This is a genomic window from Onishia taeanensis (assembly GCF_013349955.1).
GTDB lineage: Bacteria > Pseudomonadota > Gammaproteobacteria > Pseudomonadales > Halomonadaceae > Onishia > Onishia taeanensis_B.
Genome location: NZ_JABVXC010000007.1, coordinates 1 through 23386 on the forward strand (window position 1 = coordinate 1; position 23386 = coordinate 23386).

The 23386-nt window shown below is 60.8% G+C and carries 24 protein-coding genes; 15 read left to right on the forward strand and 9 right to left on the reverse strand.

The genetic code is table 11. The features are described from left to right. The first annotated feature begins 728 nt into the window (after positions 1 to 728). From HUS66_RS09720 to HUS66_RS09740, 5 genes are all read left to right on the forward strand, one after another. Positions 729 to 1226 carry a hypothetical protein gene (locus HUS66_RS09720; protein WP_175070722.1) on the forward strand — a complete coding sequence of 166 codons (498 nt, stop codon included), beginning with the start codon at positions 729 to 731 and terminating at the stop codon, positions 1224 to 1226. A gap of 1 nt (position 1227) precedes the next feature. After that, on the forward strand, positions 1228 to 1599 hold the full coding sequence (locus HUS66_RS09725; protein ID WP_175070723.1) for a hypothetical protein: 372 nt from the start codon (positions 1228 to 1230) through the stop codon (positions 1597 to 1599). Positions 1600 to 1688: 89 nt separating this feature from the next. Beyond that, positions 1689 to 2369 (forward strand): S1C family serine protease, encoded by a 681-nt coding sequence (locus tag HUS66_RS09730; RefSeq protein WP_175070724.1) that lies wholly within the window; start codon positions 1689 to 1691, stop codon positions 2367 to 2369. Beyond that, positions 2362 to 2820 carry a hypothetical protein gene (locus HUS66_RS09735; protein WP_175070725.1) on the forward strand — a complete coding sequence of 153 codons (459 nt, stop codon included), beginning with the start codon at positions 2362 to 2364 and terminating at the stop codon, positions 2818 to 2820. Before HUS66_RS09730 ends, HUS66_RS09735 begins: the two co-directional genes overlap by 8 nt. A gap of 71 nt (positions 2821 to 2891) precedes the next feature. Next, the gene (locus tag HUS66_RS09740; protein ID WP_175070726.1) at positions 2892 to 3239 is read left to right on the forward strand and encodes a DUF3024 domain-containing protein; all 348 of its coding nucleotides are present in this window, start codon (positions 2892 to 2894) and stop codon (positions 3237 to 3239) included. A gap of 191 nt (positions 3240 to 3430) precedes the next feature. On the opposite strand, the gene HUS66_RS09745 is transcribed toward HUS66_RS09740, so the two are convergent. The 8 genes from HUS66_RS09745 to HUS66_RS09780 form a co-directional block, all read right to left on the reverse strand. Then, entirely contained in the window at positions 3431 to 4330 is a 900-nt protein-coding gene (locus HUS66_RS09745) for a hydroxymethylglutaryl-CoA lyase (protein WP_175070727.1), read from the reverse strand. A gap of 147 nt (positions 4331 to 4477) precedes the next feature. Continuing rightward, entirely contained in the window at positions 4478 to 6553 is a 2076-nt protein-coding gene (locus HUS66_RS09750) for an acetyl/propionyl/methylcrotonyl-CoA carboxylase subunit alpha (protein WP_175070728.1), read from the reverse strand. Next, the gene (locus HUS66_RS09755) at positions 6550 to 7374 is read right to left on the reverse strand and encodes an enoyl-CoA hydratase-related protein (RefSeq protein ID WP_175070729.1); all 825 of its coding nucleotides are present in this window, start codon (positions 7372 to 7374) and stop codon (positions 6550 to 6552) included. Before HUS66_RS09755 ends, HUS66_RS09750 begins: the two co-directional genes overlap by 4 nt. A gap of 150 nt (positions 7375 to 7524) precedes the next feature. Beyond that, positions 7525 to 9147 (reverse strand): carboxyl transferase domain-containing protein, encoded by a 1623-nt coding sequence (locus HUS66_RS09760; RefSeq protein WP_175070730.1) that lies wholly within the window; start codon positions 9145 to 9147, stop codon positions 7525 to 7527. Positions 9148 to 9252: 105 nt separating this feature from the next. Next, positions 9253 to 10422, reverse strand: a complete 1170-nt coding sequence (locus HUS66_RS09765) for an isovaleryl-CoA dehydrogenase (protein WP_175070731.1) — start codon at positions 10420 to 10422, stop codon at positions 9253 to 9255. Positions 10423 to 10716: 294 nt separating this feature from the next. Next, positions 10717 to 11541 (reverse strand): substrate-binding domain-containing protein, encoded by an 825-nt coding sequence (locus tag HUS66_RS09770; RefSeq protein WP_175070732.1) that lies wholly within the window; start codon positions 11539 to 11541, stop codon positions 10717 to 10719. 49 nt (positions 11542 to 11590) lie between these two features. After that, positions 11591 to 12322, reverse strand: a complete 732-nt coding sequence (locus HUS66_RS09775; protein WP_254628783.1) for an ATP-binding cassette domain-containing protein — start codon at positions 12320 to 12322, stop codon at positions 11591 to 11593. After that, a complete protein-coding gene (locus HUS66_RS09780) occupies positions 12319 to 13050 on the reverse strand; it encodes an ABC transporter permease (RefSeq protein ID WP_254628784.1) in 732 nt (243 codons plus the stop codon). Before HUS66_RS09780 ends, HUS66_RS09775 begins: the two co-directional genes overlap by 4 nt. Before the next feature lie 160 nt (positions 13051 to 13210). Between HUS66_RS09780 and HUS66_RS09785 the strand changes: the two genes are divergently transcribed. After that, on the forward strand, positions 13211 to 14104 hold the full coding sequence (locus HUS66_RS09785) for a helix-turn-helix transcriptional regulator (protein ID WP_175070733.1): 894 nt from the start codon (positions 13211 to 13213) through the stop codon (positions 14102 to 14104). Between the two features lie 23 nt (positions 14105 to 14127). On the opposite strand, the gene HUS66_RS09790 is transcribed toward HUS66_RS09785, so the two are convergent. Then, entirely contained in the window at positions 14128 to 15075 is a 948-nt protein-coding gene (locus tag HUS66_RS09790) for a 2-dehydropantoate 2-reductase (protein WP_175070734.1), read from the reverse strand. A 303-nt stretch (positions 15076 to 15378) separates the two neighbouring features. On the opposite strand from HUS66_RS09790, the gene HUS66_RS09795 reads away from it, so the two are divergent. From HUS66_RS09795 to HUS66_RS09835, 9 genes are all read left to right on the forward strand, one after another. After that, positions 15379 to 15564, forward strand: coding sequence for a hypothetical protein (locus HUS66_RS09795; protein ID WP_175070735.1), 186 nt, complete (start codon positions 15379 to 15381; stop codon positions 15562 to 15564). An 87-nt stretch (positions 15565 to 15651) separates the two neighbouring features. Further along, positions 15652 to 16434: an AraC family transcriptional regulator gene (locus HUS66_RS09800; RefSeq protein ID WP_175070736.1), complete on the forward strand. Its 783-nt coding sequence runs from the start codon at positions 15652 to 15654 to the stop codon at positions 16432 to 16434. A 233-nt stretch (positions 16435 to 16667) separates the two neighbouring features. Beyond that, positions 16668 to 17744: a TRAP transporter substrate-binding protein DctP gene (dctP, locus tag HUS66_RS09805; protein WP_175070737.1), complete on the forward strand. Its 1077-nt coding sequence runs from the start codon at positions 16668 to 16670 to the stop codon at positions 17742 to 17744. A gap of 80 nt (positions 17745 to 17824) precedes the next feature. Further along, positions 17825 to 18397 carry a TRAP transporter small permease gene (locus HUS66_RS09810; RefSeq protein ID WP_175070738.1) on the forward strand — a complete coding sequence of 191 codons (573 nt, stop codon included), beginning with the start codon at positions 17825 to 17827 and terminating at the stop codon, positions 18395 to 18397. Beyond that, entirely contained in the window at positions 18394 to 19671 is a 1278-nt protein-coding gene (locus HUS66_RS09815) for a TRAP transporter large permease (protein WP_175070739.1), read from the forward strand. The genes HUS66_RS09810 and HUS66_RS09815 overlap by 4 nt, the downstream gene beginning before the upstream one ends. A 33-nt stretch (positions 19672 to 19704) precedes the next feature. Further along, positions 19705 to 20739 carry a histone deacetylase family protein gene (locus HUS66_RS09820; protein WP_175070740.1) on the forward strand — a complete coding sequence of 345 codons (1035 nt, stop codon included), beginning with the start codon at positions 19705 to 19707 and terminating at the stop codon, positions 20737 to 20739. A 161-nt stretch (positions 20740 to 20900) separates the two neighbouring features. After that, complete coding sequence (locus HUS66_RS09825; RefSeq protein ID WP_175070741.1) at positions 20901 to 21257, forward strand: RidA family protein; 357 nt, start codon at positions 20901 to 20903, stop codon at positions 21255 to 21257. 1 nt (position 21258) lies between these two features. After that, positions 21259 to 22200 (forward strand): ornithine cyclodeaminase family protein, encoded by a 942-nt coding sequence (locus HUS66_RS09830; protein WP_175070742.1) that lies wholly within the window; start codon positions 21259 to 21261, stop codon positions 22198 to 22200. Beyond that, on the forward strand, positions 22197 to 23324 hold the full coding sequence (locus HUS66_RS09835) for a class II histone deacetylase (protein ID WP_175070743.1): 1128 nt from the start codon (positions 22197 to 22199) through the stop codon (positions 23322 to 23324). The genes HUS66_RS09830 and HUS66_RS09835 overlap by 4 nt, the downstream gene beginning before the upstream one ends. The last annotated feature ends 62 nt before the right edge of the window (positions 23325 to 23386 follow it).

A 23386-nucleotide genomic window follows, 5' to 3' on the forward strand; every position in this document is an offset into this window, starting at 1 on the left:
TAGCAGCCTGATGGGCGGCTTAGTCCAACAGGCATTTATACGCCATGCTCCGCACGGCGAAGAAATGCTGAACAGTTAGGCAAAACAAAAGTCTTGGAAATGAGGGTGAGCTTTGAATTCGATGTGAGGATCTTGTTTGGGTTGGAAGTGAGCGTTAAAGCAATGATTCAATCGTTAGTGGAGGTGCTTATGAAAAACTCATTCGTCTTGTTTACATGCGTTTGGTGCGGAGTGGCGTTTCTGCGGGCCTGGCTTGGGACACTTCCAACCCAAACGAGAGATTAGCATCGGTGGATTTGCTTGCCTGTCCAAGAGAAACGAGAGGGGGTTCGATTCCTCCTCCCCGCACCAAATCGAAGGTGAACTTTTATGACCATGCGAAGCACGTACCCAATGACCTGTGATTGTGGCCATAAAGGTGCTGTAAAGATGAGCGAGAATGACCAGCCTTACTCCAAAATGTATGAGAGTTATTCTCTCGAAAACCTTATTGGCGGCAGTTATAGAGTCGATGGGTTTGAAGAGTGGCCAGGGGTATTTGAGGCACTAAAACCGAAATGCCCACAGTGTGGAAAGCGATTGGGGCCGGAGCACTTTGATAGATCATCTGCCTAACCAGGCAAGTCACGGCGACGTTTACTACATTGCGGCTTCGCCTCCATTCCGTAACCGCGCGTGCTTAGCGGCGTTAGGGGCTATACAGTAATGGTAATTCACAAGGAAATTAAATGTCGTTGAAAGATATAACTCATCCGATTTTGTATTCGGCTATGACGACACTAGCCTATAACATTAATAAAAAATATTATGGCGATAAGCACTATATGTGGTGTACCCCATATTTTGGTTCGGATTTCGAATCACCGCATTTTACTGTCCCTCCTAGCTCATCTCCTGTGGAAATATATAACACTTTGAAGAAAGAGGTCGATGGAGCTGATCATCACAACACGAAAATTGACCTTAACAGAAGAGGGATTCGCAAGGGAGCGTCAATAATGTTAAAGCTTGGAAAAATAAGCCAAGATGCTCACGATGAGATTGTATATATTTCAAAAAAATCCAAAGATCAGCACTTTAAACCTCTTTTGTGTGTGATTTCTCGCCTTGAGGCTGTGCCTTACTATCAAACGGTTGATGTCAAAGATAGAGCTAATCCTCTGTCGCATGAATACATTTTGTCGGATTTGCCTCAGTCAGCATTTGATATTATTAGGATTGGTTAAGATGAGAAATCTAAAAGATTTAATTAAAGGCTTTGAAATATCAGATGTTAGAGCTGCTTTTTACTATTTGAGCAGATATTTAAAGCAGGCTGATTATTTTGAAGAATATGAAAAAGACTTCTTTGAGGATGACTATCACAGCGTGCCATCCGAGATAGCGAAGAATTTAACCTTCTCGCTTATAAGTTTTATTGAAGAAAAATCTGAAAAAAAAGCTCTTGAATTCAATGATGAAGAGTATATTCAGTGGATGGATGAAATAGACTCCATTGAATCTAAACTAGATCCTGAGCCATCAATGGATGTTAAAAACTCAGCAGATCAGGTGATTGATGAGCTGTTTTTTCCTGAAATTGGAAAGAGCAACAAGTGACGCACCTAACAAATCAAATCACACGGACGCAGCGAAGCTGCGCCGGTGTTTGAGGCGTTAGCACTGCAAATTAACCACTGGGGATATTAATGTACAAAAATATGGCGCAACACCATGGTGGTGGATGCCTGATGATTGTCAGGCGTCAAGATGATCAGGGCGTGGAATTTGTAGGAAGTGGATTCTTATGCCATAGCAAGGGATACATCCTGACTTGTGCTCACACAATTAACTTAACAGACAAACTTTCTGTCATCTCTCCACAGCCTATCCAAAAATTTAATCCAATGACCATGGATAGGGTTAACGTAATAGATGTGTCAGTTGCACAGTTCGATGCAGAAAACGACATGGCCTTGCTCAAGATAAATAATCCGCCTCCACTTTCAGTCCCTGACAACATATTTGGTGACGAAGACAAGATTATTGTAGGCTCTTCGGTAGGTTATCTTGGGTTTCCGTTTGGGCAGTCAGGGCTGCATACGCTGAAAGTTTCTCATAGCATCATTAGCTCCAAGGTAGTATCCCAAAGTGGAACAAGACAGTTTCAGTTGGATGCCATGGTTCATGAAGGGAATAGTGGTGGCCCTCTTGTTGATCTGGCTACTAATCAAGTTATCGGAGTTATTAGCGGCAGGTTTAGCCCTACAGGTGATGGCGGCAGCATTCGTATTGGTAATCATGCTCTAGGAACTGAAAGCACTATTTCTTACGCAACAACAATAGATTATGGGTTAGAACTCATAAAAAGCGAGAATCTCAATGTCTGAACTGGTTTTTGATACACAAGAATTTCTAGACGCTGCAAATGAGTTGGTCCCAGATTTTCAGAGAAATAAAGTTGTATCTGCAATAAATAATAAAGATATGGATGAATCTGATTTTGATCAAATCGGTTTAAAATTAACTGGTGAAACAAGAGATTCAGGTTTGGTTGTTCCCACGTCTGCTCAAAACGGATCAGATGGAAGCATCTGGGGTGCCATTAAAGGAGAAGTCTATGATTACCTTTGCACCAAATCTAGAAAGTATTCTAAAGAGAGAAAAGAGGCTGGCATTTCAGTAAAAAATCTAATTATGATTTTAGCAACAGCTGTAGCTTCTAGCTTTAATGTTGCGGTTGGGGTAGTGACAGGGGCAGTAACAATTGCGGTTCTTAGTGCTTTGAAAATCGGGAAAAATGCTTGGTGTGAGATGAACAGGCCAGCTGAGGAATTGTAGTGCTAACAAAGCAATGCACGCGACGAGCGCGTGATTGCGGCGTTATGTAGGCGTTTCCATAGAGGATTGACATGGCATTTAGTGAGTTAGAAGAAAAGAACGTTGAGCGGGCCGTTGCTAAATTTTTAGAAGCTCATAGGCCACCAGTCGAGATACGGCCCAAATTGGATCTAGCCGTTCGGATTTCTGGTCAAAGCGTCCAGATTGTCGAAACTCGCTCCCATTTCCAGGAGCCGTCCACGAATATTGAGTCGCCAGTAGCAAAGGCGACCTATGTCAAGAAGTCTCAACGCTGGAAAATCTACTGGATGCGCAGCGATCTAAAGTGGCATTCGTATACGCCAGCACCTGAGTCACGCTCCATTGAGGAATTCTTTGCTATCGTGAGTGCTGACGAGAATGGCTGTTTCTTCGGGTAGCACGTAGTCCATCATTCTAGTTCGTTTCGGTCCTGGCGGCTGTTCACGGAATACCCTAGTTCGGCGCCACTTAATACGGTGGTAATTCTCTACCAAGGATACATAGCTGTCACAACGCAAAGCCCCCAAGCCAGCAAATGAACTGGCTCGGGGGCTTTTTCGTTTTCTGAGCTGTTGTGACGCCGCTTTGGTCACTGAGCGGCGATGGCGACACCGACCTTGGAGCGATTGGGGCGGCCAATGGTTTGAGTGATCCAGGTGCCGGTCGCGGCGAGGGCATCGAGGTCGATGCCGCTGTCGATCCCCAGGCCGTTGAGTAGGTAGATCACGTCTTCGCTTGCGACGTTTCCGGAGGCGCCCTTGGCATAAGGGCAACCGCCGAGGCCGGCCACGGAGCTGTCGATTACGGCGATGCCTTCTTCGAGTACGGCATAGAGATTGGCGAGCGCCTGGCCGTAGGTGTCGTGGAAGTGGGCGCCGAGCTTCTCCATGGGGATGTCCCGCGCCACGGCCTCGAGCATGCGCTTGGCCTTGAGCGGGGTGCCGGTGCCGATGGTGTCACCAAGCGACACCTCGTAGCACCCCATCTCATAAAGTGCTTTTGCCACCTCGGAGACCTTGGCGGGGGCGATCTCGCCTTCGTAGGGGCAGCCAAGCACGCAGGAGACATAGCCGCGCACGCGCACCTTCGCGGCTTTCGCGCGCTCGAGTACCGGGGCGAAGCGCTCGAGCGACTCACTTACCGAGCAGTTGATGTTCTTCTGCGAGAAGGCCTCTGAGGCGGCGCCGAACACCGCGACCTCGTCTGCGCCGCACTCGAGCGCCGCTTCCAGTCCTTTTAGATTAGGCGTAAGCGCCGAGTAAACGACGCCCTCGCGGCGTTTGAGGCCGGTCATTACCTCGCGGTGGTCGGCCATTTGCGGCACCCATTTGGGCGAGACGAAGCTGGCCGCCTCGATATGGCGAAGGCCGGCGGCGCCGAGCCGATCAATCAGTTCGAACTTGGTTTCGGTGCTGACCGGTTCTGGCTCATTCTGCAGGCCGTCGCGAGCGCCGACCTCGACCAGTCGCACGGATTGGGGGAATGCCATCTGTTCTCTCCTGTCGTGGTCGCGACTGGCCCAGCGCCAGATCTCGGCGCAGGCGCGGTGAACCCTTCCCAGGGTGCCACCTCTGCCACCCTGGCAGAGGACCTCCGCTTCGACCTGTCGTCGGTGCCTCGCCATGGCGCGTGACGGTTATTCGTCGGCGGCGAATTCGAGCAGTACCTCGCCCTGGCCGACGGTGTCGCCGGCGGCGAAGTGGAAGCTGGCCACCTGGCCATTCGCGGGGGCACTCAGGGTGTGCTCCATCTTCATGGCTTCCATCACCATCAGCGGCATGCCTTTCTCGACCGGGGCGCCGGGCTCCACCAGTAGCGCCACCACGGTGCCGTGCATGGGGGCGGTGAGGGTCGATTCGGCTTCGTGCTGGCCGTGATCGACGGCATCGGCGCGCAGCCAGTCGAGGCGAGTCTCGCCCTGGGTATCGGCGAGCACGATGGCGTTGCCATCGAGCCTAGCCAGCAGGCGACGGCGGTGGCCGTCTAGCGTCACCGCCACGGCATCGCCGTCGAGCCGCTGCAGGCTGGCCGAAAGCGTCTTGCCCTGGACGCTAAGCCGCCAGGGGGCTGCGTCATGGGGGCGGCTGCCGTCGACGACGACCGGTTCTGATTCGGTCGATGCGGGGCCGGTCGCTTTGGCGACACTGAAGGCCACGCGGATGCGCTGGTCGGCGTTGAGGCGAAAGCCATCATGGCGGTCCCAGGGCGAGTCGCTCGCGCTCTCGCGACCCAGTTGGTCCAGTGCCACCAGGGCGGCGCTGGCGTAGTCCTCGGCGCTGGGTTCGCGTACCTCGAACAGGTCGTCGTGGTGGTGTTCGATGAAGCGGGTATCGAGCTTGGCGGCCCGGAAGGCCGGGTGGCTCGCCAGCCGCTGCAGGAAGGCGCGATTGGTGACCACGCCGCGCACGTCCAGCGCGGCCAGCGCCCGGTTTAGGGTGGCCAGCGCCTGGGCGCGGTCGTCGCCATGCACGATCAGCTTGGCGAGCATGGGGTCGTAGTGCATCGAGACTTCGTCGCCGCTCTCCACGCCGCTATCCAGCCGCACCTGTACGGGGTCGAGGCCGGCGCCGACCAGGTCCAGCCCGAAGTGCTCGAGGTGACCGGTGGCGGGCAGGAAGTCCTGCGCCGGGTCTTCGGCGTACAGGCGCGCCTCGAAGCTGTGGCCGTGAATGGCAAGCTCGCCCTGGGTGCAGGGCAGGGTCTCGCCCATGGCCACCTTGAGCTGCCAGGCGACCAGGTCCTGACCGGTGATCATCTCGGTGACCGGGTGCTCGACCTGTAAACGGGTGTTCATCTCCATGAAGTAGAAGCGGCCGTCTTGTTCTTTTGAAGAACTCTGTGACGCGTCCAGCAGAAACTCGACGGTGCCGGCGCCGACGTAGCCGATCTCCTGGGCGGCGCGCACGGCGGCCTCGCCCATCTCGCGGCGTAGGGCTTCGCTCATGCCCGGTGCGGGGGCTTCCTCCAGTACTTTCTGGTGGCGGCGCTGCACGCTGCAGTCGCGCTCGAAGAGGTAGACGCCATTGCCGTGGCGGTCGCAGAACACCTGTACTTCGACGTGGCGTGGCTGGGTCAGGTATTTCTCGATCAGCATGCGCTGGTCGCCGAAGGCGGCCTGGGATTCGCGGCGGCAGCCGTCCAGGGCGGCTTGAAAGCCGTCACTGGATTCCACCACTCGCATGCCCTTGCCGCCACCGCCGGCGCTGGCCTTGAGCAGCACCGGATAGCCGATCTGGTCGGCCTCGGCGCGCAGCAGTTCATCGCCTTGGTCGTCGCCATGATAGCCGGGCACCAGCGGCACGCCGGCCTGGTGCATGCGGGCCTTGGCGGCGGATTTATCCCCCATCGCCGAGATGGCGGCGGCGGGCGGGCCGATGAAAATGATGCCGGCCTCGGCGCAGGCGGTGACGAAATCGGCGTTCTCGGACAGAAAGCCGTAGCCCGGGTGGATGGCACCGGCGCCGGTGCGCTTGGCGGCGTCCAGTACGGCATCCACCTTCAGGTAGCTGTCGCGGGCGGCCGCCGGGCCGATGCGCACGGCCTCGTCGGCCTCGCGCACGTGTCGAGCGTTGGCATCGGCGTCGGAGTAGACGGCTACGGTGGCGATTCCCATGGCGCGGGCGCTGCGCATCACTCGGCAGGCGATCTCGCCACGGTTGGCAATCAGGACCTTGGAAAAGGGTGTGCTCTGGTGGGGCGTGAGAGAGCTCATGACGTCGAATCCTTGGAGAGATGGGCCCAGCGCGGCGCGCGCTTGTCGAAGAAGGCGGCGAGGCCTTCCTGGCCTTCATCGCTGACCCGCAACTGGCCGATCACGCGGCAGCAGCGCTCGCGGGTGGTGTCACTGTCGGGGTCGCGGCCAACCGTTGCCAGCAGCGCCTTGGTGGCGCGCTGCGCCTGGGGCGAGGCGGTGAGCAGGGTGTCGAGCATCGCCGACACGGCGTCGTCCAGGGCCTCCGGCTCGGTGACCTGGTGGACGAGACCCAGCCGCTCGGCTGTATCGGCCGGCATGACCTCGGCGGTCAAGGCGTAGCGGCGCATCTGGCGTGCGCCGATGGCCCGCTGCACATAGGGGCTGATCACCGCTGGCGCCAGGCCGATCTTGACCTCGGAGAGGCAGAACTTGGCCTTCTCGGAGGCGATCACCAGGTCGCAGCAGGCAGCGAGACCCACGGCACCACCGAAGGCGGCACCTTGCACCCGGCAGAGCGTGGGGCAGGGCAGGGTATCGAGGCCATGCATCAGTCGCGAGAGCTCGCAGGAGTCCGTTAGGTTATCTTCCAGCGAATAGTCGACCATACGCTTCATCCAGCCAAGATCGGCGCCGGCCGAGAAATGCTTGCCCTCTGAGCGCAGCACCAGGGCGCGGATCTCGCTGCGTTCGGCGGCGATCGCGACCCTGTCGAGATGCGCGTTGAGTTCGCCGATCAGGTGGTCGTCGAAGGCATTGAGTACTTCGGGGCGGTCCAGCGTCAGCCAGGCCACGCCGCGGGCATCGATCTCGAGTCTTGAGTAGGAGGTGATATCTGACATTTGGGGCCTCGTTAACAAAGCTTGAAGCTGGAAGAGCGGCGCTTCGCGCCTGGAAGCTGGAAGAACTTCCGATAACCTGTAGCCGAAGCGTTGGGAAGAGACTTCCAGCTTAGAGCTTCAAGCTTCCGGCTCCCTTGCGTAGCAAGGGGCCTACATCCTGAAAACACCGAAGCGGGTGTCGTCGATCTCGGCATTCATGGCCGCGGCCAGTGCCAGGCCGAGCACGTCGCGGGTCTGCAGCGGGTCGATCACGCCGTCGTCCCACAGCCGGGCGCTGGCGTAATAGGGGTGGCCCTGGTGCTCGTACTGCTCGCGGATGGGGGCCTTGAAGGCCTCTTCCTCATCCTTGCTCCACTCGTGGCTGTCCTGCTCGGACTGGTCGCGCTTGAGCTGATCTCTTCGCACTTGGGCCAGCACGTTGGCGGCCTGCTCGCCGCCCATCACCGAGATGCGTGCATTGGGCCACATGAACAGCAGGTTGGGATCATAGGCGCGGCCGCACATGCCGTAGTTGCCGGCGCCGAAGCTGCCGCCGATCAGCACGGTGAACTTGGGCACCTGAGCACAAGCCACTGCGGTGACCAGCTTGGCACCGTGCTTGGCGATGCCTTCCTGCTCGTACTTGGAGCCGACCATGAAGCCGGTGATGTTCTGCAGGAACACCAGCGGAATCTTGCGCTGGGCGCACAGCTCGATGAAGTGGGCGCCCTTGACGGCGGATTCCGAGAACAGCACGCCGTTGTTGGCGACGATGCCCACCGGATGGCCGTGCAGGTGGGCAAAACCAGTGACCAGGGTGTCGCCGTAGTAGCGCTTGAATTCGTCGAAGTCGGAGTCGTCGACCAGCCGTCCTATGACCTCGCGTACGTCATAGGGCTTCTTGAGGTCGGTGCCGACGATGCCATAGAGCTCGGGGGGATCGAGCCGCGGTGGGCGGGACTCCCTGAGCGCGAGCTGGCCGCGCTTCTGCCAGTTGAGCCGCGAGACGGCGCGGCGCGCGATTTGCAGCGCATGGGCGTCGTTGTCGGCATAGTGATCGGCCACGCCGCTGACCTTGCAGTGCACGTCGGCGCCGCCCAGGTCTTCGGCGCTGATGGTCTCGCCGGTGGCCGCCTTCACCAGCGGCGGGCCGCCGAGGAAGATGGTGCCCTGGCCCTTGACGATGATCGACTCGTCGGCCATCGCCGGCACATAGGCGCCGCCGGCGGTGCAGGAGCCCATTACCACCGCGATCTGCGGAATGCCGGCGGCGGAGAGGGTGGCCTGGTTGTAGAAGATGCGCCCGAAGTCGTCGCGGTCGGGGAAGACCTCGTCCTGCTCGGGCAGATAGGCGCCGCCGGAGTCGACGAGATAGATGCAGGGCAGGCGATGCTTGCGGGCCACTTCCTGGGCGCGCAGGTGCTTCTTGACGGTCAGCGGGTGATAGGTGCCGCCCTTGACGGTAGCGTCGTTGGCGACGATCACGCACTCGACGCCGCTGACCCGGCCGATGCCGGTAATCACACCGGCGGCGGGCAGCGGGGTGTCGTAGACGTCGTAGGCGGCCAGTGCGGAAAGCTCGAGGAAGGGCGAACCCTCGTCGAGCAGGTGATCGATGCGATCGCGCACGTACAGCTTGCCACGGGATTCGTGTCGGGCCCGGGCCTTGTCGCCGCCGCCCTGGGCCAGGGTCGCGGTCAGTTCCTTGAGGGAAGTGACCGTCTCGCGCATCGCCGCCTCGTTGGCCTGGAAGGCCTCGCTGCGCGGATTGATCTGGGATGTCAGAACGCTCATTTATCCCTCCGGGATAAAAGCTTGAAGCTTGAAGCCGGAAGCTTGAAGAAAAACCACTCAATCAAGGGCTTAAACTCTTCCAGCTTCACGCTTTCAGCTTTCAGCTTATTTTGATTCGTTGAAGATCTCGCGGCCGATCAACATGCGCCGAATCTCGCTGGTGCCGGCGCCGATCTCGTACAGCTTGGCGTCGCGCAGCAGGCGCCCGGTGGGGTATTCGTTGATATAGCCATTGCCACCGAGCAGTTGGATGGCATCCAGCGCCACCTGAGTGGCCTTCTCGGCACAGTAGAGGATCACCCCGGCGGCATCCTTGCGCGAGGTCTGGCCGCGATCGCAGCCGGCGGCCACGGCATACAGATAGGCGCGGCAGGCACTCAGGGTGGTGTACATGTCGGCGATCTTGCCCTGTACCAGCTGGAACTCACCGATGGCTTGGTCGAACTGCTTGCGCTCGTGGACATAGGGCACCACCACGTCGAGAGCCGCCTGCATGATGCCGATGGGGCCGGCGGCCAGCACGGTGCGCTCATAATCCAGCCCGCTCATCAGCACCTTTGTGCCACGGCCTTCCTCGCCCAGCACGTTCTCGGCCGGCACGCGGCAGTCCTGGAACACCAGCTCGCAGGTGTTGGAGCCGCGCATGCCGAGCTTGTCGAGCTTCTGGGCGGTCGAGAAACCGGGAAAGTCCTTCTCGATGATGAAGGCGGTGATGCCCTTGGACCCGGCGTCCGGGTCGGTCTTGGCGTAGACCACCAGTACATTGGCGTCGGGGCCGTTGGTGATCCACATCTTGTTGCCGTTGAGCACGTAGTGGTCGCCGTCACGGCGGGCGCGCAGCTTCATCGACACCACATCCGATCCTGCACCCGGCTCGGACATGGCCAGTGCGCCGACGTGCTCGCCGCTGATCAGTTTGGGCAAGTACTTGGCCTTCTGCTCGGCATTGCCGTTGATCTTCAACTGGTTGACGCACAGGTTGGAGTGGGCGCCGTAGGAGAGGCCCACCGAGGCGCTGGCCCGGGAGATCTCCTCCATGGCGATGCAGTGCGCGAGATAGCCCATGCCGCTGCCGCCTTCCTGGTCGGGCACGGTGATACCGAGCAGGCCCATGTCGCCGAATTTCTGCCACAGATCGTTGGGGAACTCATTCTTTTCATCGATCTCGGCGGCGCGTGGGGCGATCTCGTCGCGGGCGAAGGCGTTTACCTGGTCGCGCAGCATGACCATCGTCTCATCGAGGCCGAAGTCGAGGGGCTGATAGGGGGTATGCATGGCGTGGCTCCCGGACAGGTCCGTTGCCAGGCGGTGGTGAGAAAGATCGACAGGCCACCGCGCGGCGCTTGATTGGATATCGCGTGTCGATTGATAGGACTAGCCTAGGGCTGGTTGACGTTAACGTAAAGTGAAGCTTGCGGCGGGTAGACCAAGGTTGCACCCCGAGGCCCTGAAAAGACATCGGGCGCCTCGCAGGGCGCCCGATAATGGGTGTTTCACATATTGTCATGTCAGGCCTTGAGCCGAACCGTTAGCCAGCCTTTACCCGGTTGCCATGTAAGGCCTTGGTCATCAGGAGCCGTCGGCGTTGGGGAAGAACAGCTGCTGGCCATCGACGCGGTAATCGGCGATCGCTTCCTGACCGTCTTGCGACAGCAGCCACTCATGCCACTGCTTGGCCAGGTCGTGCTTGAGGTCCGGGAAACGTTCCTCGCTGATCAGGATGCTGCCGTACTGGTTGAACAGGGCTTCGTCGCCTTCGAAGACGATGGCCAGGTTCTGCGGGTTCTGGAAGGCGACCCAGGTGGCGCGGTCGGACATCACATAGGCGTCCATGCCGGCTGCGGTATTGAGAGTGGGCCCCATGCCGCTGCCCAACTCGCGGTACCATTCGCCGCTCGGTTGGATGTCGGCGGCTTCCCATAGGCGCAGTTCGGCGCGATTGGTGCCGCTGTCATCACCGCGTGAGGCGAAGGGCGCCTCGGCGTCTGCGATTCGGGTCAGGGCTTCCTCGACGTTTTCTGCACCACGCACGCCGGCGGGGTCGCTGTCCGGCCCCAGAATCACGAAGTCGTTGTACATGACGTTCTGGCGTTCGCTGCCATAGCCTTCGGCGACGAAGCGTTTTTCGCCGGCGGTGTCATGCACCAGCAGGCTGTCGGCGTCGCCACGGCGAGCGATCTCGAAGGCCTGGCCGGTACCTACCGCGACCACGCGGACGTCGATGCCGCTCTCTTCCTTGAACTTGGGCAGGATCGAGTCGAACAGGCCCGACTGCTCGGTGGATGTGGTCGATGCCAGGGTGATGAAGGGAGCATCGTCCTGGGCCAGGGCGGCAGCAGAAAGGGTGCTGCCGATCAGGCCGAGGGCGGCGAGGCTGAGGATCCGATAGCGCATACGAGCTTTCCTTATAGTAATGGCATTTGGTGCGGCTCGAGCGAGCGAGTCACCACACCAGTTCTCCTTTCACGAAGGCTCGGGCCTCCGCGCTGCGAGCAGCCGAGAAGAAGGTCTCGGCCTTGCTGTGTTCGACCAGTCGGCCGTTACACAGAAAGATCACCTCATCGGCCAGGCGACGCGCCTGGTGAAGGTCGTGGCTGGTCATGACGATGCGCGTGCCCCGATGGTGGAAGTCCGCGATGGCGTCTTCCACCGCCTTGATGGCGGCGGGGTCCAGCGCCGCGGTCGGCTCATCCAGAAACAGCACCTCGGGACTGATCAGCCAGGCCCGGGCCAGCGCCAGGCGCTGCTGTTCGCCGCCGGACAGCACCCTTGCCGGGCGTTTGGCCATGGCGGCAAGGCCGAAGTGCTCCAGTGCCTCCTGGGCGAGGGCGCGACGCTTGGCACGAGGCACTGCGTTGATCTTCAGGGTGTAGGTCAGGTTGGCGAGCGCCGAGCGACGCAGCAGCACCGGGCGCTGGAAGACCATGGCCTGGCGCGGCTGACCCGCTGGCCATTGCACTTGGCCGCGGCTGGGTTGCAGCAGCCCGTGGGCCAGGCGCATCAGAAGGCTTTTGCCGGCCCCGTTGGGCCCCATGATCAGGGTCTTGCCGGTGGTCGAGAGCGTGAGGCTCACGTCTTCGAGCAGGGTTTGGCCGCGATGCTCGAAGCTCACTGCGTCGAGCCTCAGGCTGGCGGGTGCCTCCTGGATGTCCACGGCCATGCTCATGTCGGTCATCCCAATCGTCTCCTGGCGGCTTCACCGATGACGTAGGCGGCGCCGTTGACCAGTGCCACCAGGCTCAGCAGCACGATCCCCAACCCCAGGGCCAGCGGCAGATTGCCCTTGCTGGTCTCGAGGGCAATGGCGGTGGTCATCACCCGCGTTACCCCATCGATGTTGCCGCCGACAATCAACACCGCGCCGACCTCGGCACTGGCGCGGCCGAAACCGGCCAGTACGACGGTGATCAGGCCGAAGCGCGCATCCCACAGCAGGGTCGGGATGGCGCAGGCCCTGCTTAGTCCGAAAGAGGTAAGCTGTTCCCGGTACTCGCCCCAAAGCTCCTCGACCAGTTGGCGGGCCAGGGCGGCGATGATCGGCAGCACCAGCACCACCTGCGCAATGATCATGGCGCTGGGGGTGAACAGCAGCCCCAACTCTCCTAGCGGGCCGGCTCGGGACAGCAGCAGGTAGACGCCAAGCCCGGCCACCACCGGTGGCAGGCCCATGAGCGCGTTGAGGGCCACGATCACCATTCCGCGACCTGGCAGGCGCCAGAGTGCCAGGGCGGCCCCTAGTGGCAGGCCAATGAGTGCGGCGGTCAGCACCGCACTCAGCGACACCCGCAGCGACAGGCCGACGATATCTACCAGCGCCGGGTCCATGTCGATGACCAGGGCCAGGGCCGTATACAGGGCACTGTCGCTGTGCAGGGCGCTGGCTGTCATCCCGCTGGTCGACATGGCACTCTCCTGATAGTGCTTGCAGCATGTGTGATGCATGCAGCATGTGGTGTAAGTGTCTTGAGTGCATCCTATACTGAAAAATATGCAGCGAAAGATCTATAAACGACAATAATGACCCGCGCGGATATGTCTTATGCCTGGAGATGATTCACCACCGATGTGTCGCCATACTTACCTGACCACCGCCGAAGCGGCTGATTATCTGCGGCTCAAGGAGCGCAAAGTCTACGATCTGGTTCGCCAGGGGGAGATTCCTTGCACCAAGGTGACCGGCAAGCTGCTTTTTCCTCGCCAGAGCATTGATCTGTGGCTGATGAGTCACCTGGAGGGGGGGCAGCCCGGACATCGGCCGGTGCCGAGGGTGTTGGCCGGCAGCCAGGACCCGCTGCTCGAGTGGAGCCTGCGTGAAAGCGGCTCGGAACTGGCGATGCTCTGCCAGGGCAGCGGCGATGGAGTTCGCCGGCTGCTGGATGGCGATGCCCTGTTGGCGGGCATCCATGTGATTGACGATGCGGGCGGCTATAACCACCCCGAGTCGCTGGGGCTTGGCGGGGTGCGTGATCTGGTGATGATCCGCTGGGCACGACGTCGCCAGGGCTTGATGCTGCCGTCGGGCAACCCGAGGGGAATTCATTCGCTGGCGGCACTGGCAAAAAGTAACGGGCGAGATGCGCCGCTGGTGGCGAGGCGTCAGCCCGGCGCCGGGGCCGACCGGCTGTTACGCTTCCTGCTGAAACGCCACGACCTGACCCTTGAAGACCTTCGGCTGGCGCCAGACACGATGCTCAGTGAGGACGACCTGGCTCTGGCGGTGCATCAAGGGCAGGCGGATGTGGGACTGGGCGTCGAAGCAGCGGCGCATCGTCATGGCCTCGACTTTGTGCCGCTGCAGCAGGAGTGCTTCGATCTGGCGATGCGCCGGCGCAGCTATTTCGAGCGGCCGGTCCAGCATCTGCTGGCCTTCGCCCAGGAGGCGCGTTTCGCCGAGCGCGCCGCGATGATGCAGGGCTACGACCTTACCGGGCTCGGCAAGGTCGTCTATAACGCCTGAAGGTGGCGCCGGCGGTGGCTGGCTCAGCGGTCGTCGAATACGATCTGCCCGCGAGCTCTCGCCTCCTGAGGAAGCAGGGCGGCGTAGATAGCGGCATTGATCGGCGTCGCGACGCCGGCGGCCTTGCCCAGGCGCACCACGGCGCCATTTTGCGACTCGAGCTCGGAAGGTAGGCCGTCCATGATGTCGCGCTGCATCGAGGCGGTACTGTTCTCGGGGAGGGTGTCGATGAACTTGAGCGCCTTGGCCACCGCATCATCGGGCAGCGCCACGCCGCGGGCGCGGCCGACCGCCGTGATCTCTTCCATGACCTCTTCCAGCAAACGGCGACTCTCCGCTAGCTGGCGGCTAACGCCCATCGGCGCGCGCGTCACGGCGCCGACACCGCTCATGGCGCAGATGAACAGGAACTTGCTCCACACCGCGACCTGAATGTCGTCGGGTATTTCGGCGGTGACGCCAGTGGCCTTGTCGAAGGCGGCCTTCACGCGCTGCGTGCGCTCGCTCTGGCGATTGTCGGCCTCACCGAAACGCACGAACGGCTCGACGCCTGCATGGCGAATCACTCCCGGCGCTTCGCGGTAGGCGAGGATGCCGCAAAGCCCACGCAGTACTTTGTCATGCCCCACGGCGTCGCCGAGCACGTCGGTGGCCTCTACGCCGTTCTCCAGCGGCAGCACCAGGGTGTCGGGGCCGATCAAGGGGGCCATCGTCTTGGCGATCTCTTCGACCTGCCAGGCCTTCACCGCCACGATCACTACATCCACCACGCCGATGGTCGCCGGGTCGTCGCTGGCCTGTGCCTTGTCGAGATGAAGATCGCCGTTGATGCTTTTGACGGTCAGGCCGTCGCGCTGGATCGCTGCCAGGTGGTCGCCACGGGCGATGAAGGTGACGTCTTCACCGGCATCGGCGAGACGGGCGCCAAAATAGCCGCCCACGCCGCCGCTTCCATAGATGGCAAATCGCATGCTGAGTCCTCAATGAATGGATGGGCGATGAATGGATCAAGAAGATCGAGCACCGCAAGGTTTACCTTTATAAGCCAAGGCCTGTCCAGCAAGGCCTCTCCAGCAAGAGCTGTTTAGCAAGAACTGTTTAGCAAGAACTGTTTAGCAAGAACTGTTTAGCAAGAACTGTTTAGCAGGAACAAGGGGCGAGAATGGTTGGATGTCTCGCTTAGGCGACACTTGGGGCCTTGAGCCAGGGCTTATAAACTCAACGTCAGTGATCCTTTTAGCTTAATTTCCTGATCTATCGGGAAGGAGCCTTAAATGAAATTGACCATCCTCGCCCTGACGGTCGTTGCTGCCGCTCTGACCTTGGCCGGCTGCAGCTATCAGCCTGCCCGTATCGATCCAGAGCCGATCATCGAGATCGGCGATGGTGGCCATCATGATCGTCACCACGGCGGCGGTGACTTCTGCCCGCCGGGTCAGGCCAAGAAGGGGCGCTGCTAAGCCCTGAGCTCAAGACCCGACTTGGTGTTACGGGCAGCCTGGCGTAGGCTTACAAAGATTCGTTGATACCGGACCCTTGCCTGCGCCATGTCTTTCTTCAGCTTGAAAACCTGTACGCTGATTGAGCAACCGGTCGCCCATGAGCACGGCTTTCATCAGCTGATTCTGGCGACGTCGGGCGTGACCGAGCTGAGTATCGAAGGACGTGGCGAGCGCATCACCCGAGAGCGCGGCTGCCTGATTCCTTCCACCTATCACCACGAGTATCTGGGCGACGGACGCAACCGGACCCTGGTGCTCGATGTGCCCCTGGCGCACTTGCCAAGATTAAGCTGCGGCGATGAGGTGAAACGGCTCTTCGAGTCGCCACGCTTTTTCTCCGTGACTCCGCGGTTACAGACCCTGGCCCAGACCCTGATGGGCGAGGTCGAAGCCTCGCCGACCCTTCAGAGTGAGATCGCCACCCTCATCCTGCGTGCCATCTATCTTAGCCTCCATGGGCGAGTACTCCCGGAAACCCAGACATCGGCCGAGCGATCGTTACATCGCGAGCGGCTCGACCTGGCGCGCGTCGAAGCCTACATTGATCGCCACTTGTCCGAGGCCATCCATGTCGATGATCTGGCCGGCCTCTGTGCCCTGAGCCCCGGCCATTTCCATGCCTGCTTCCGCGAGGCGACCGGTGAGACCCCGCTTCACTTCGTGCAGCGCCGCCGCCTCGCGCTGGCACAGACCCTTCTTCAGGAAAGCGACTTCACCCTGGGCCAGATCGCCGAGCGCATCGGCTTTTGCGATCAGGGCAGCTTTTCCCGCGCCTATCGTCGCACCTTCCAGCATACGCCCAGCGAGTACCGGCGCCTCGCGCGCTGATTCGTCCTTTTCTCCTTCCCTTGAGACTGGCGTCTTATTGCCGTTTTCAGCCTGCGCCTTGGCAATATCTGAGTGTCGGGCAAATCTTTCCGATGATCGGGCAAGCGCGATGCGCCTCTTCGACATAGGCTGAAGTCAGAAATCGCACAAAGCCCCTTGGGGCCTGGCCGTTTCACCCCAAGCCGTGCGGTTCCCTTTCCCCAACAACCACAACACATGGAAAGAGACGACTTATGCCTACCCTACGCTTGCCAAAGACCCTGGCCCTGGCCGCGCTACCACTGGCAATGGCCGCTGCTCAGGCCCAGGCCCAATCCTTTGAGATGGTTATTGCCACTCAGATCCCCGAGAACATGAGCAATAACGCCATCTACCCGGCGCTGGTGCACTTCAAGGATCTTGTCGAGACCCGCACCGACGGCGACTTGACCGTATCGATCTTCGGCGGTGGCCAGTTGGGCTCTGAGGTCGAGAACGGCTCCGAGGTACAGGCCGGCGGTCGCACCCTGCAGTCGACCATCATGTCGTCGGGCGCCATGTCTTCCTTCTACGGTGATTATCAGCTGGTCACCGCGCCTTTTCTGTTTTCCAACTGGCGTCAGGCCTGGGCCTTCTTCGATGGCCCCTGGTTCGCCGACTTCATGAAAGGCACCGTCGAGGCGTCCGACATGCGCTATCTCGGCACCTTCGATGACGGCGGCGGCTTCGTGGCCTTCACCAACAACAAGCATTTGATCAAGACCGTGGAAGATCTGGACGGCATGAACATTCGCACCGAGGAAAACCCGGCGCATGTGGCGATCATGCAGTCGCTGGGCGCATCGGCGACGCCGCTGCCCTGGGGCGAGCTGATCACGGCGCTGGAAACCGGTCTCGCCGATGGCCAGTTCAACGCCCCGGTCCTCAATACCACCTTCAACTTCGATGCCGTCACCGACTACACCACCTTGACCGGGCATGTGTACAACAGTGCCCCCTGGGTGGTCAGCGAGAGCTGGTTCCAGGAGCTGCCGGAGGACTATCAGGATGCGGTCGTGACCTCCGCTCGCGAGGCCATCACCATGAGCCACGGCATGTCCGGGGCGCTGGCCACGGCCAGCTGGCAGGAGTCCTGCGAGCGCTTCGAGGAGTGCTACATCATGCCCACCGCCGAGCGGGAGCGGATGGCTGAGATCGCTCGGCCGGCCTGGCAGGACTGGATCGTCAACGACTACGGCATGGACGAGTCGCTGGTCGACGACATGCTCACCGAGGTGGCTCGGGTAGGTGACGAGACCGCCGAGCAGGATATTGCCCGCTACGGCCAGTAACGCTCTCCAACCGTTGCAAACAGGCAGTCCCCTGACTGCCTGTTTGCCTGTCGCTGCAATCCTATGCGGAAGCTATTGTGATGGCGATTCTCGAGCCCCTGCGCCGTGTCAGTGAAGCCGTCAATCGGGTGGCCATCGCCGTTTGCGTGGCCTGTATCCTGTTGATGCTGGGTATCTCTTTCACGGCGTTTGTCTACAAGCTGGCGACCGGGTCGACCCTGAGCTGGACCTACTCCCTGGCGCGCCTCTTTCTGCCCTGGATCGGCTTTCTGTCGATGACCATTTCACTGCGCTACGGCGAGCATGTGGCGATGACGCTGCTGGTCAGGAGCCTGCCAAGGGTGTTGCTGAAAGCGGCCGCCGTGGCCTGCCTTGCTGTCATCGCGATATTTGCGCTGATGCTGGTCTGGTACGGCTGGGACTTCTTCCTCAATGCCACCCAGATGTACATGGTCTCGGACAATATCCAGATCTCCAACCGCTTCACGGCGATCGTGGTGCCGCTCTCGGGGCTGATCATCCTGCTGCACCTGGTGCACGGCTTCGATCTGCTTGAGCACTTCATCGACGACCAGTCGTTCATAGATGAACTGATTGAGACCACTGATAGCGATTCGTCTAGCCACCATCGTGATGCGGAGACTCCCTCATGACCCCTGCCATTCTGATGTTCGTGGTGCTGTTGCTGATCGGCGCCCCAGTCGCAGTGGTGATGGCCATGTCGGGCCTCGCCGGTGGCTTCGCCCTCGGTGGCGAGCGCATGCTGGGCATCATCGCCGACCGGATGTTTTCAGGCGTTTCCGGCTTTCTGCTGATTGCCGTGCCGTACTTTATCTTTACGGCGGAGCTGATGAATCAGGGCGGCCTGACCCATAAGCTGATCGCTTTCAATAATGCGCTCTTTGGTCGCGTTCGTGGGGCGTTATCGCATGTCAACGTCACGGTCTCGGTGTTCTTTGCGGGCCTCACCGGGGCCGCCATCACCGACACCGTGGCGATCGGCAAGATCATGATCCCGGAGATGAAGGCGCAGGGCTATGACGCCGAATATGCCGCGGCAATTACCGCCTGTTCGTCGATCATCGGCCCGATCATCCCGCCAAGCGTGGTGATGGTGGTGTACGCCACCCTGCTGCGTGATATCTCGGTCATTGACCTGTTCGCCGGCGGTATCATTCCGGGCATTCTGCTGGCCGCCGCCTTGCTGGTGACCAGCATGATTCTCGCCTGGAAACGCGGTTACCCGAAGCAGGCGCCGACACCCTTCAAGATGGCGATCTTTTCCTTCCTGGCCGCGTTACCGGCATTGGTGGTCCCGCTGATCATTCTTGGCGGCATCCTCTCGGGGTTGACTACCATCACTGAGGCATCGGGGTTCGCGGCGGTCTACGCCATCCTGATCGGAGTACTGGTCTATCGCAGCCTGACGTTGGCCAAGATCTGGCACGCGCTGGTAGTCACGGTGCGTTTTTCAGGGGTGGTTTTCTTCTTGCTGGCGACTTCGGCGGTGCTTGGCTGGTTCGTGACGCGCTCGGGGATTGCGCGGGACGCCGCCTCGATCATCACGACGTTCAGTGATGTCGCCTTCGTGCAGCTAATGATGGTCTGTCTGCTGCTGATCATCATCGGTACGGTGATGGATGTGCTGCCGGCACTGGTGGTGGTGGCGCCGGTGATCGTGCCGGCGATGATGCAGCTTGGCTTTGATCCGCTGCACTTCGCGATCCTGATGATCGTGGTGCTGAATATCTCCAACGTGACGCCACCGGTAGGGATGACGTTGATGACGGCGGCACGCATCGCCGAGGTGCCCTACGAGCGGGCCATCATCGCCTCACTGCCGTTCTATTTTTCCTTCCTGGCCGTCATCGTGCTGTTAGCCGCTTTCCCTGCGCTGTCGACCTGGATTCCCAGCCTTCTTGATTAAGCCTTCTTGATTAAGCCTTTTGGACCGAGCCTGATGAAACTCTTCTACTCCGCCACCCAGGATAGCCATGCGCCCGAGACGTTTCTGCTCCGGGGCCAACCGGCCCCGTCGCCGGAGCGCCCCGAACGGGCCGTGCGCCTCGCTGACGCCATCGGTGAGCTTGGGCTGACCTTAGACGCTCCCGCCGAGGTGGATTCGCCGCGCCTGCGGGAGCGCCTATTGCGCATTCATACCCCGCGCTATGTGACTTTTCTGGAGACCATCCATGCCCGTTGGCAGGCGATGCCGGGCGCGTCGGCGCTGGTCGCGCCCAACGTGCACCCCTGTGGTGGTGGCTATCAATACCCTAGCCACCCGGTGGGCCAGGCTGGCTGGCACCTGCATGACATGGCCTGTCCGATCGGTGCCGACAGTTTCGCCGGCATACTGGCCAGCGCGGCCAGTGCCGAAGCCGCGGCGATGAGCGTGTGCGAGGGGGAGGCCAGCGCCTATGCCCTGTGCCGGCCGCCGGGTCATCATGCCGGGCCGGAGCGAGCCGGTGGCTTCTGCTTTCTGAACAATTCGGCGCTGGCGGCCAGCGTGCTGCGCGAGCGTTATGGTCGGGTGGCTATCGTCGATGTCGACCTGCACCACGGTAACGGCACCCAGGACATCTTCTATGCCCGGGGCGATGTCTGGACCGGGTCGGTGCATGCCGATACCGATGCGTTCTATCCCTTCTTCTGGGGCGGTGCCGACGAGACCGGCAGCGGCGAAGGGCAGGGGGCCAACGTCAATCTGCCGCTACCGCTGGGCAGCGATGGCCAGGTATTTCTCGACGCCGTGGAAACGCTGCTGTCGCGCCTTGACGACTTCGCCCCAGAGGCCGTGGTGGTCGCGCTGGGGCTCGACGCCCACAAGGATGATCCGCTGGCCGGGCTGTCGCTCGAGACCGAGGATTTTCGCAGGATCGGCGCTCGCCTGAGTCAGCTTTCTGTGCCGATGGTGCTGATTCAGGAAGGCGGCTACCCGACCGAGGCTCTGGGCGCCAACCTGTCCGCCTTTCTCGAAGGTTTTCTCAAGCGCTAGATGAAGAGCTTTCTCAAGTTCTTTTTTAAGGTCTCAAGTCCTTTCTTAAGGACTGTTTCAAAGGCTTTCTCAATGGCTTCGCGGTGGCTGATGACAGGCTGCGTAGGCTTATTGATTTTCGACGGCTGCCATAGGCCGTCCATTCACCAAAGGAAAATCTCATGACCGTTACCTATCAAGACAGCAATGCTCGTATGAGCCAGATCGCCGTGCATAACCAAACCGTCTACCTGGCAGGCCAGGTTCCCCAGGATGCAAGCGCCGACATGAAGGGCCAGACCGAGCAGGTGCTGGCGCGCGTCGAGAGCCTGCTCGAGCAGGCCGGCACCTCCAAGGAGCACCTGATCTCGGCGCAGATCTGGGTGACCAGCATGGACGAGTTCGCGGCGATGAACGAAGCCTGGGACGCCTGGGTCGTGCCGGGTCGCCCGCCGGTGCGGGCGGCGGTAGAGGCCAAGCTGGCCAAGCCCGAGTGGAAGGTCGAGATCATGGTCGTGGCGGCGCTGCCGGGAGCCTGATATGCGCATGATCAACGGCGATGAGGTGGCCCAGGGCCTGCCCTGGACCGCGCTTATTCAGCGACTGGGCAAGGTCTTTCGTGAGGGCGTCGAGGCGCCGCCGCGTCACCATCACGCCATGCATCGCCCGGACGGCGAGGCCACCATGCTGCTGATGCCGGCCTGGGAGCCTGCCGGGTATATCGGCGTGAAGATGGTCAATGTCTTTCCGCAGAATGCCGACCAGGGGCTGCCGGCGATTGCCGGCGTCTACTTTCTCAGCGAGGGTCGCCACGGGCAGCCGCTGGCCTGCCTGGAAGGCAGCGAACTGACGCGCCGGCGCACCGCTGCTTCCTCGGCGTTAGCGGCCGGGCAGCTGGCCCGTGAAGACGCCGAAACCCTGGTGATCGTGGGCACCGGCAAGCTGGCGCCGATGCTGATCGAAGCCCATGCGGCGGTCCGCCCGATCAAAAGGGTCAAGATCTGGGGGCGCAAGTATGCCAAGGCCGAGCAACTGGCCAATGATTATGCGGATCGCTTCACGACCGAGGCCGTCTCGGATCTGGAGGCGGCGGTCGGCGAGGCCGATATCGTCAGCTGCGCGACCCTATCGACTCAGGCGCTGGTCAAGGGTGCCTGGCTCAAGCCCGGTGTCCATCTGGACCTGGTCGGCGCCTTTCGTCACAGCATGCGCGAAAGCGACGGCGATTGCTTCAGGCGCGGCGAGGTGTTCGTGGATACCTATGCCGGCGCCCAGGGCGAGGCCGGTGATGTGCATCAGGCGATCGAGGAGGGTGCCTTTGCCTTCGATGAGATTCGTGCCGATCTGGCCGAGCTGTTGCGCGGCGAGCGCAGCGGGCGCTCCAGCGACGAGGCCATCACCGTCTTCAAGTCGGTGGGCGCCTCGCTCGAGGACCTGGCCGCCGCCATTGAGGTCTGGGAACAGCTCGAGGGGGCGGCATGAGCCTCGCCAAACCGGACCGGTCTCAGGGCCGGACCGGCTTCTTCTGGCATGAGCGCTGCTTCTGGCATGACCCGGGGGCGATAGGCGTTTTCTCTTCGCCCGGCGAGTACCTGCAGCCGCAGCCGGCCTCGGAAAGCCCGGAGAGCAAACGGCGACTCAAGAATCTGCTCGAGGTCTCGGGGCTGATCGACGAGCTTCAGGTGGAAAAGCCTGCACCTGCCCGTCGCGAGGATCTCGAGTATTTCCATACCCCGGCCTACCTTGATGCCCTCACCGCGGCAGAAAAGGCCGGCGGGGGCGATGCCGGTGATTGTGCTCCCTTTCGCCCAGGTAGCGTGGCAGCCGCCTACCAGTCCGCGGGGCTCGCCATAGCCGCTGTCGAGGCGGTTGCCAGCGGGCGATTGAACAATGCCTATGCGCTGTGCCGGCCGCCGGGACATCACGCCGAGGCGGATCGCGGGCGTGGCTTCTGCCTGCTGGGCAATATTCCCGTGGCAGTGAAGCGCGCTCGCGCCTTGGGCCATGTCGGGCGGGTGGCCATCCTCGATTGGGACGTGCATCACGGTAACGGCCAGCAGGATGCCTTCTATGAGGATGCTGAGGTGTTCACGGTCTCGATCCATCAGGCCGGCAATTTTCCGCTGGATAGCGGCTTCGTTGAAGAGCGCGGGCGCGGGGCCGGTAAGGGGGCCAACCTCAATCTGCCGATGCCGCCGGGGGCCGGAATCGGCGCTTATCGCTATGCATTCGAGCAATTGATACTGCCGGCCCTGGAAGCCTTTGCGCCCGAGATGATCGTGATCGCCTGCGGCTATGACGCCTGCGCCAAGGATCCGCTGGGCAAGATGCTGCTCAACAGCAGCGCCTTTGCCGAGATGACATCGCGCATCAAGGCGTTGGCAGGGCGTGTCTGTGAAGGGCGTTTGGTGATGATTCACGAAGGCGGCTACAGCGAAGGTTACGTGCCGCTCTGCGGTCATGCGGTGATTGCGGCCCTTTCCGGCAGCGAGATTCATGTGCACGACCCCCAGGATGACGAGATCGCCGCCTGGGCGTACCAGGATCTGCAGCCGCACCAGGGACAACTGATCGATGGCTGGACCCGCGATTGGCGAGATGGCTGATCAAACAACGATATTTTCGATAGCGGCTCCACGGCCCTGAACGCCTGTTCCGCTATCTGACC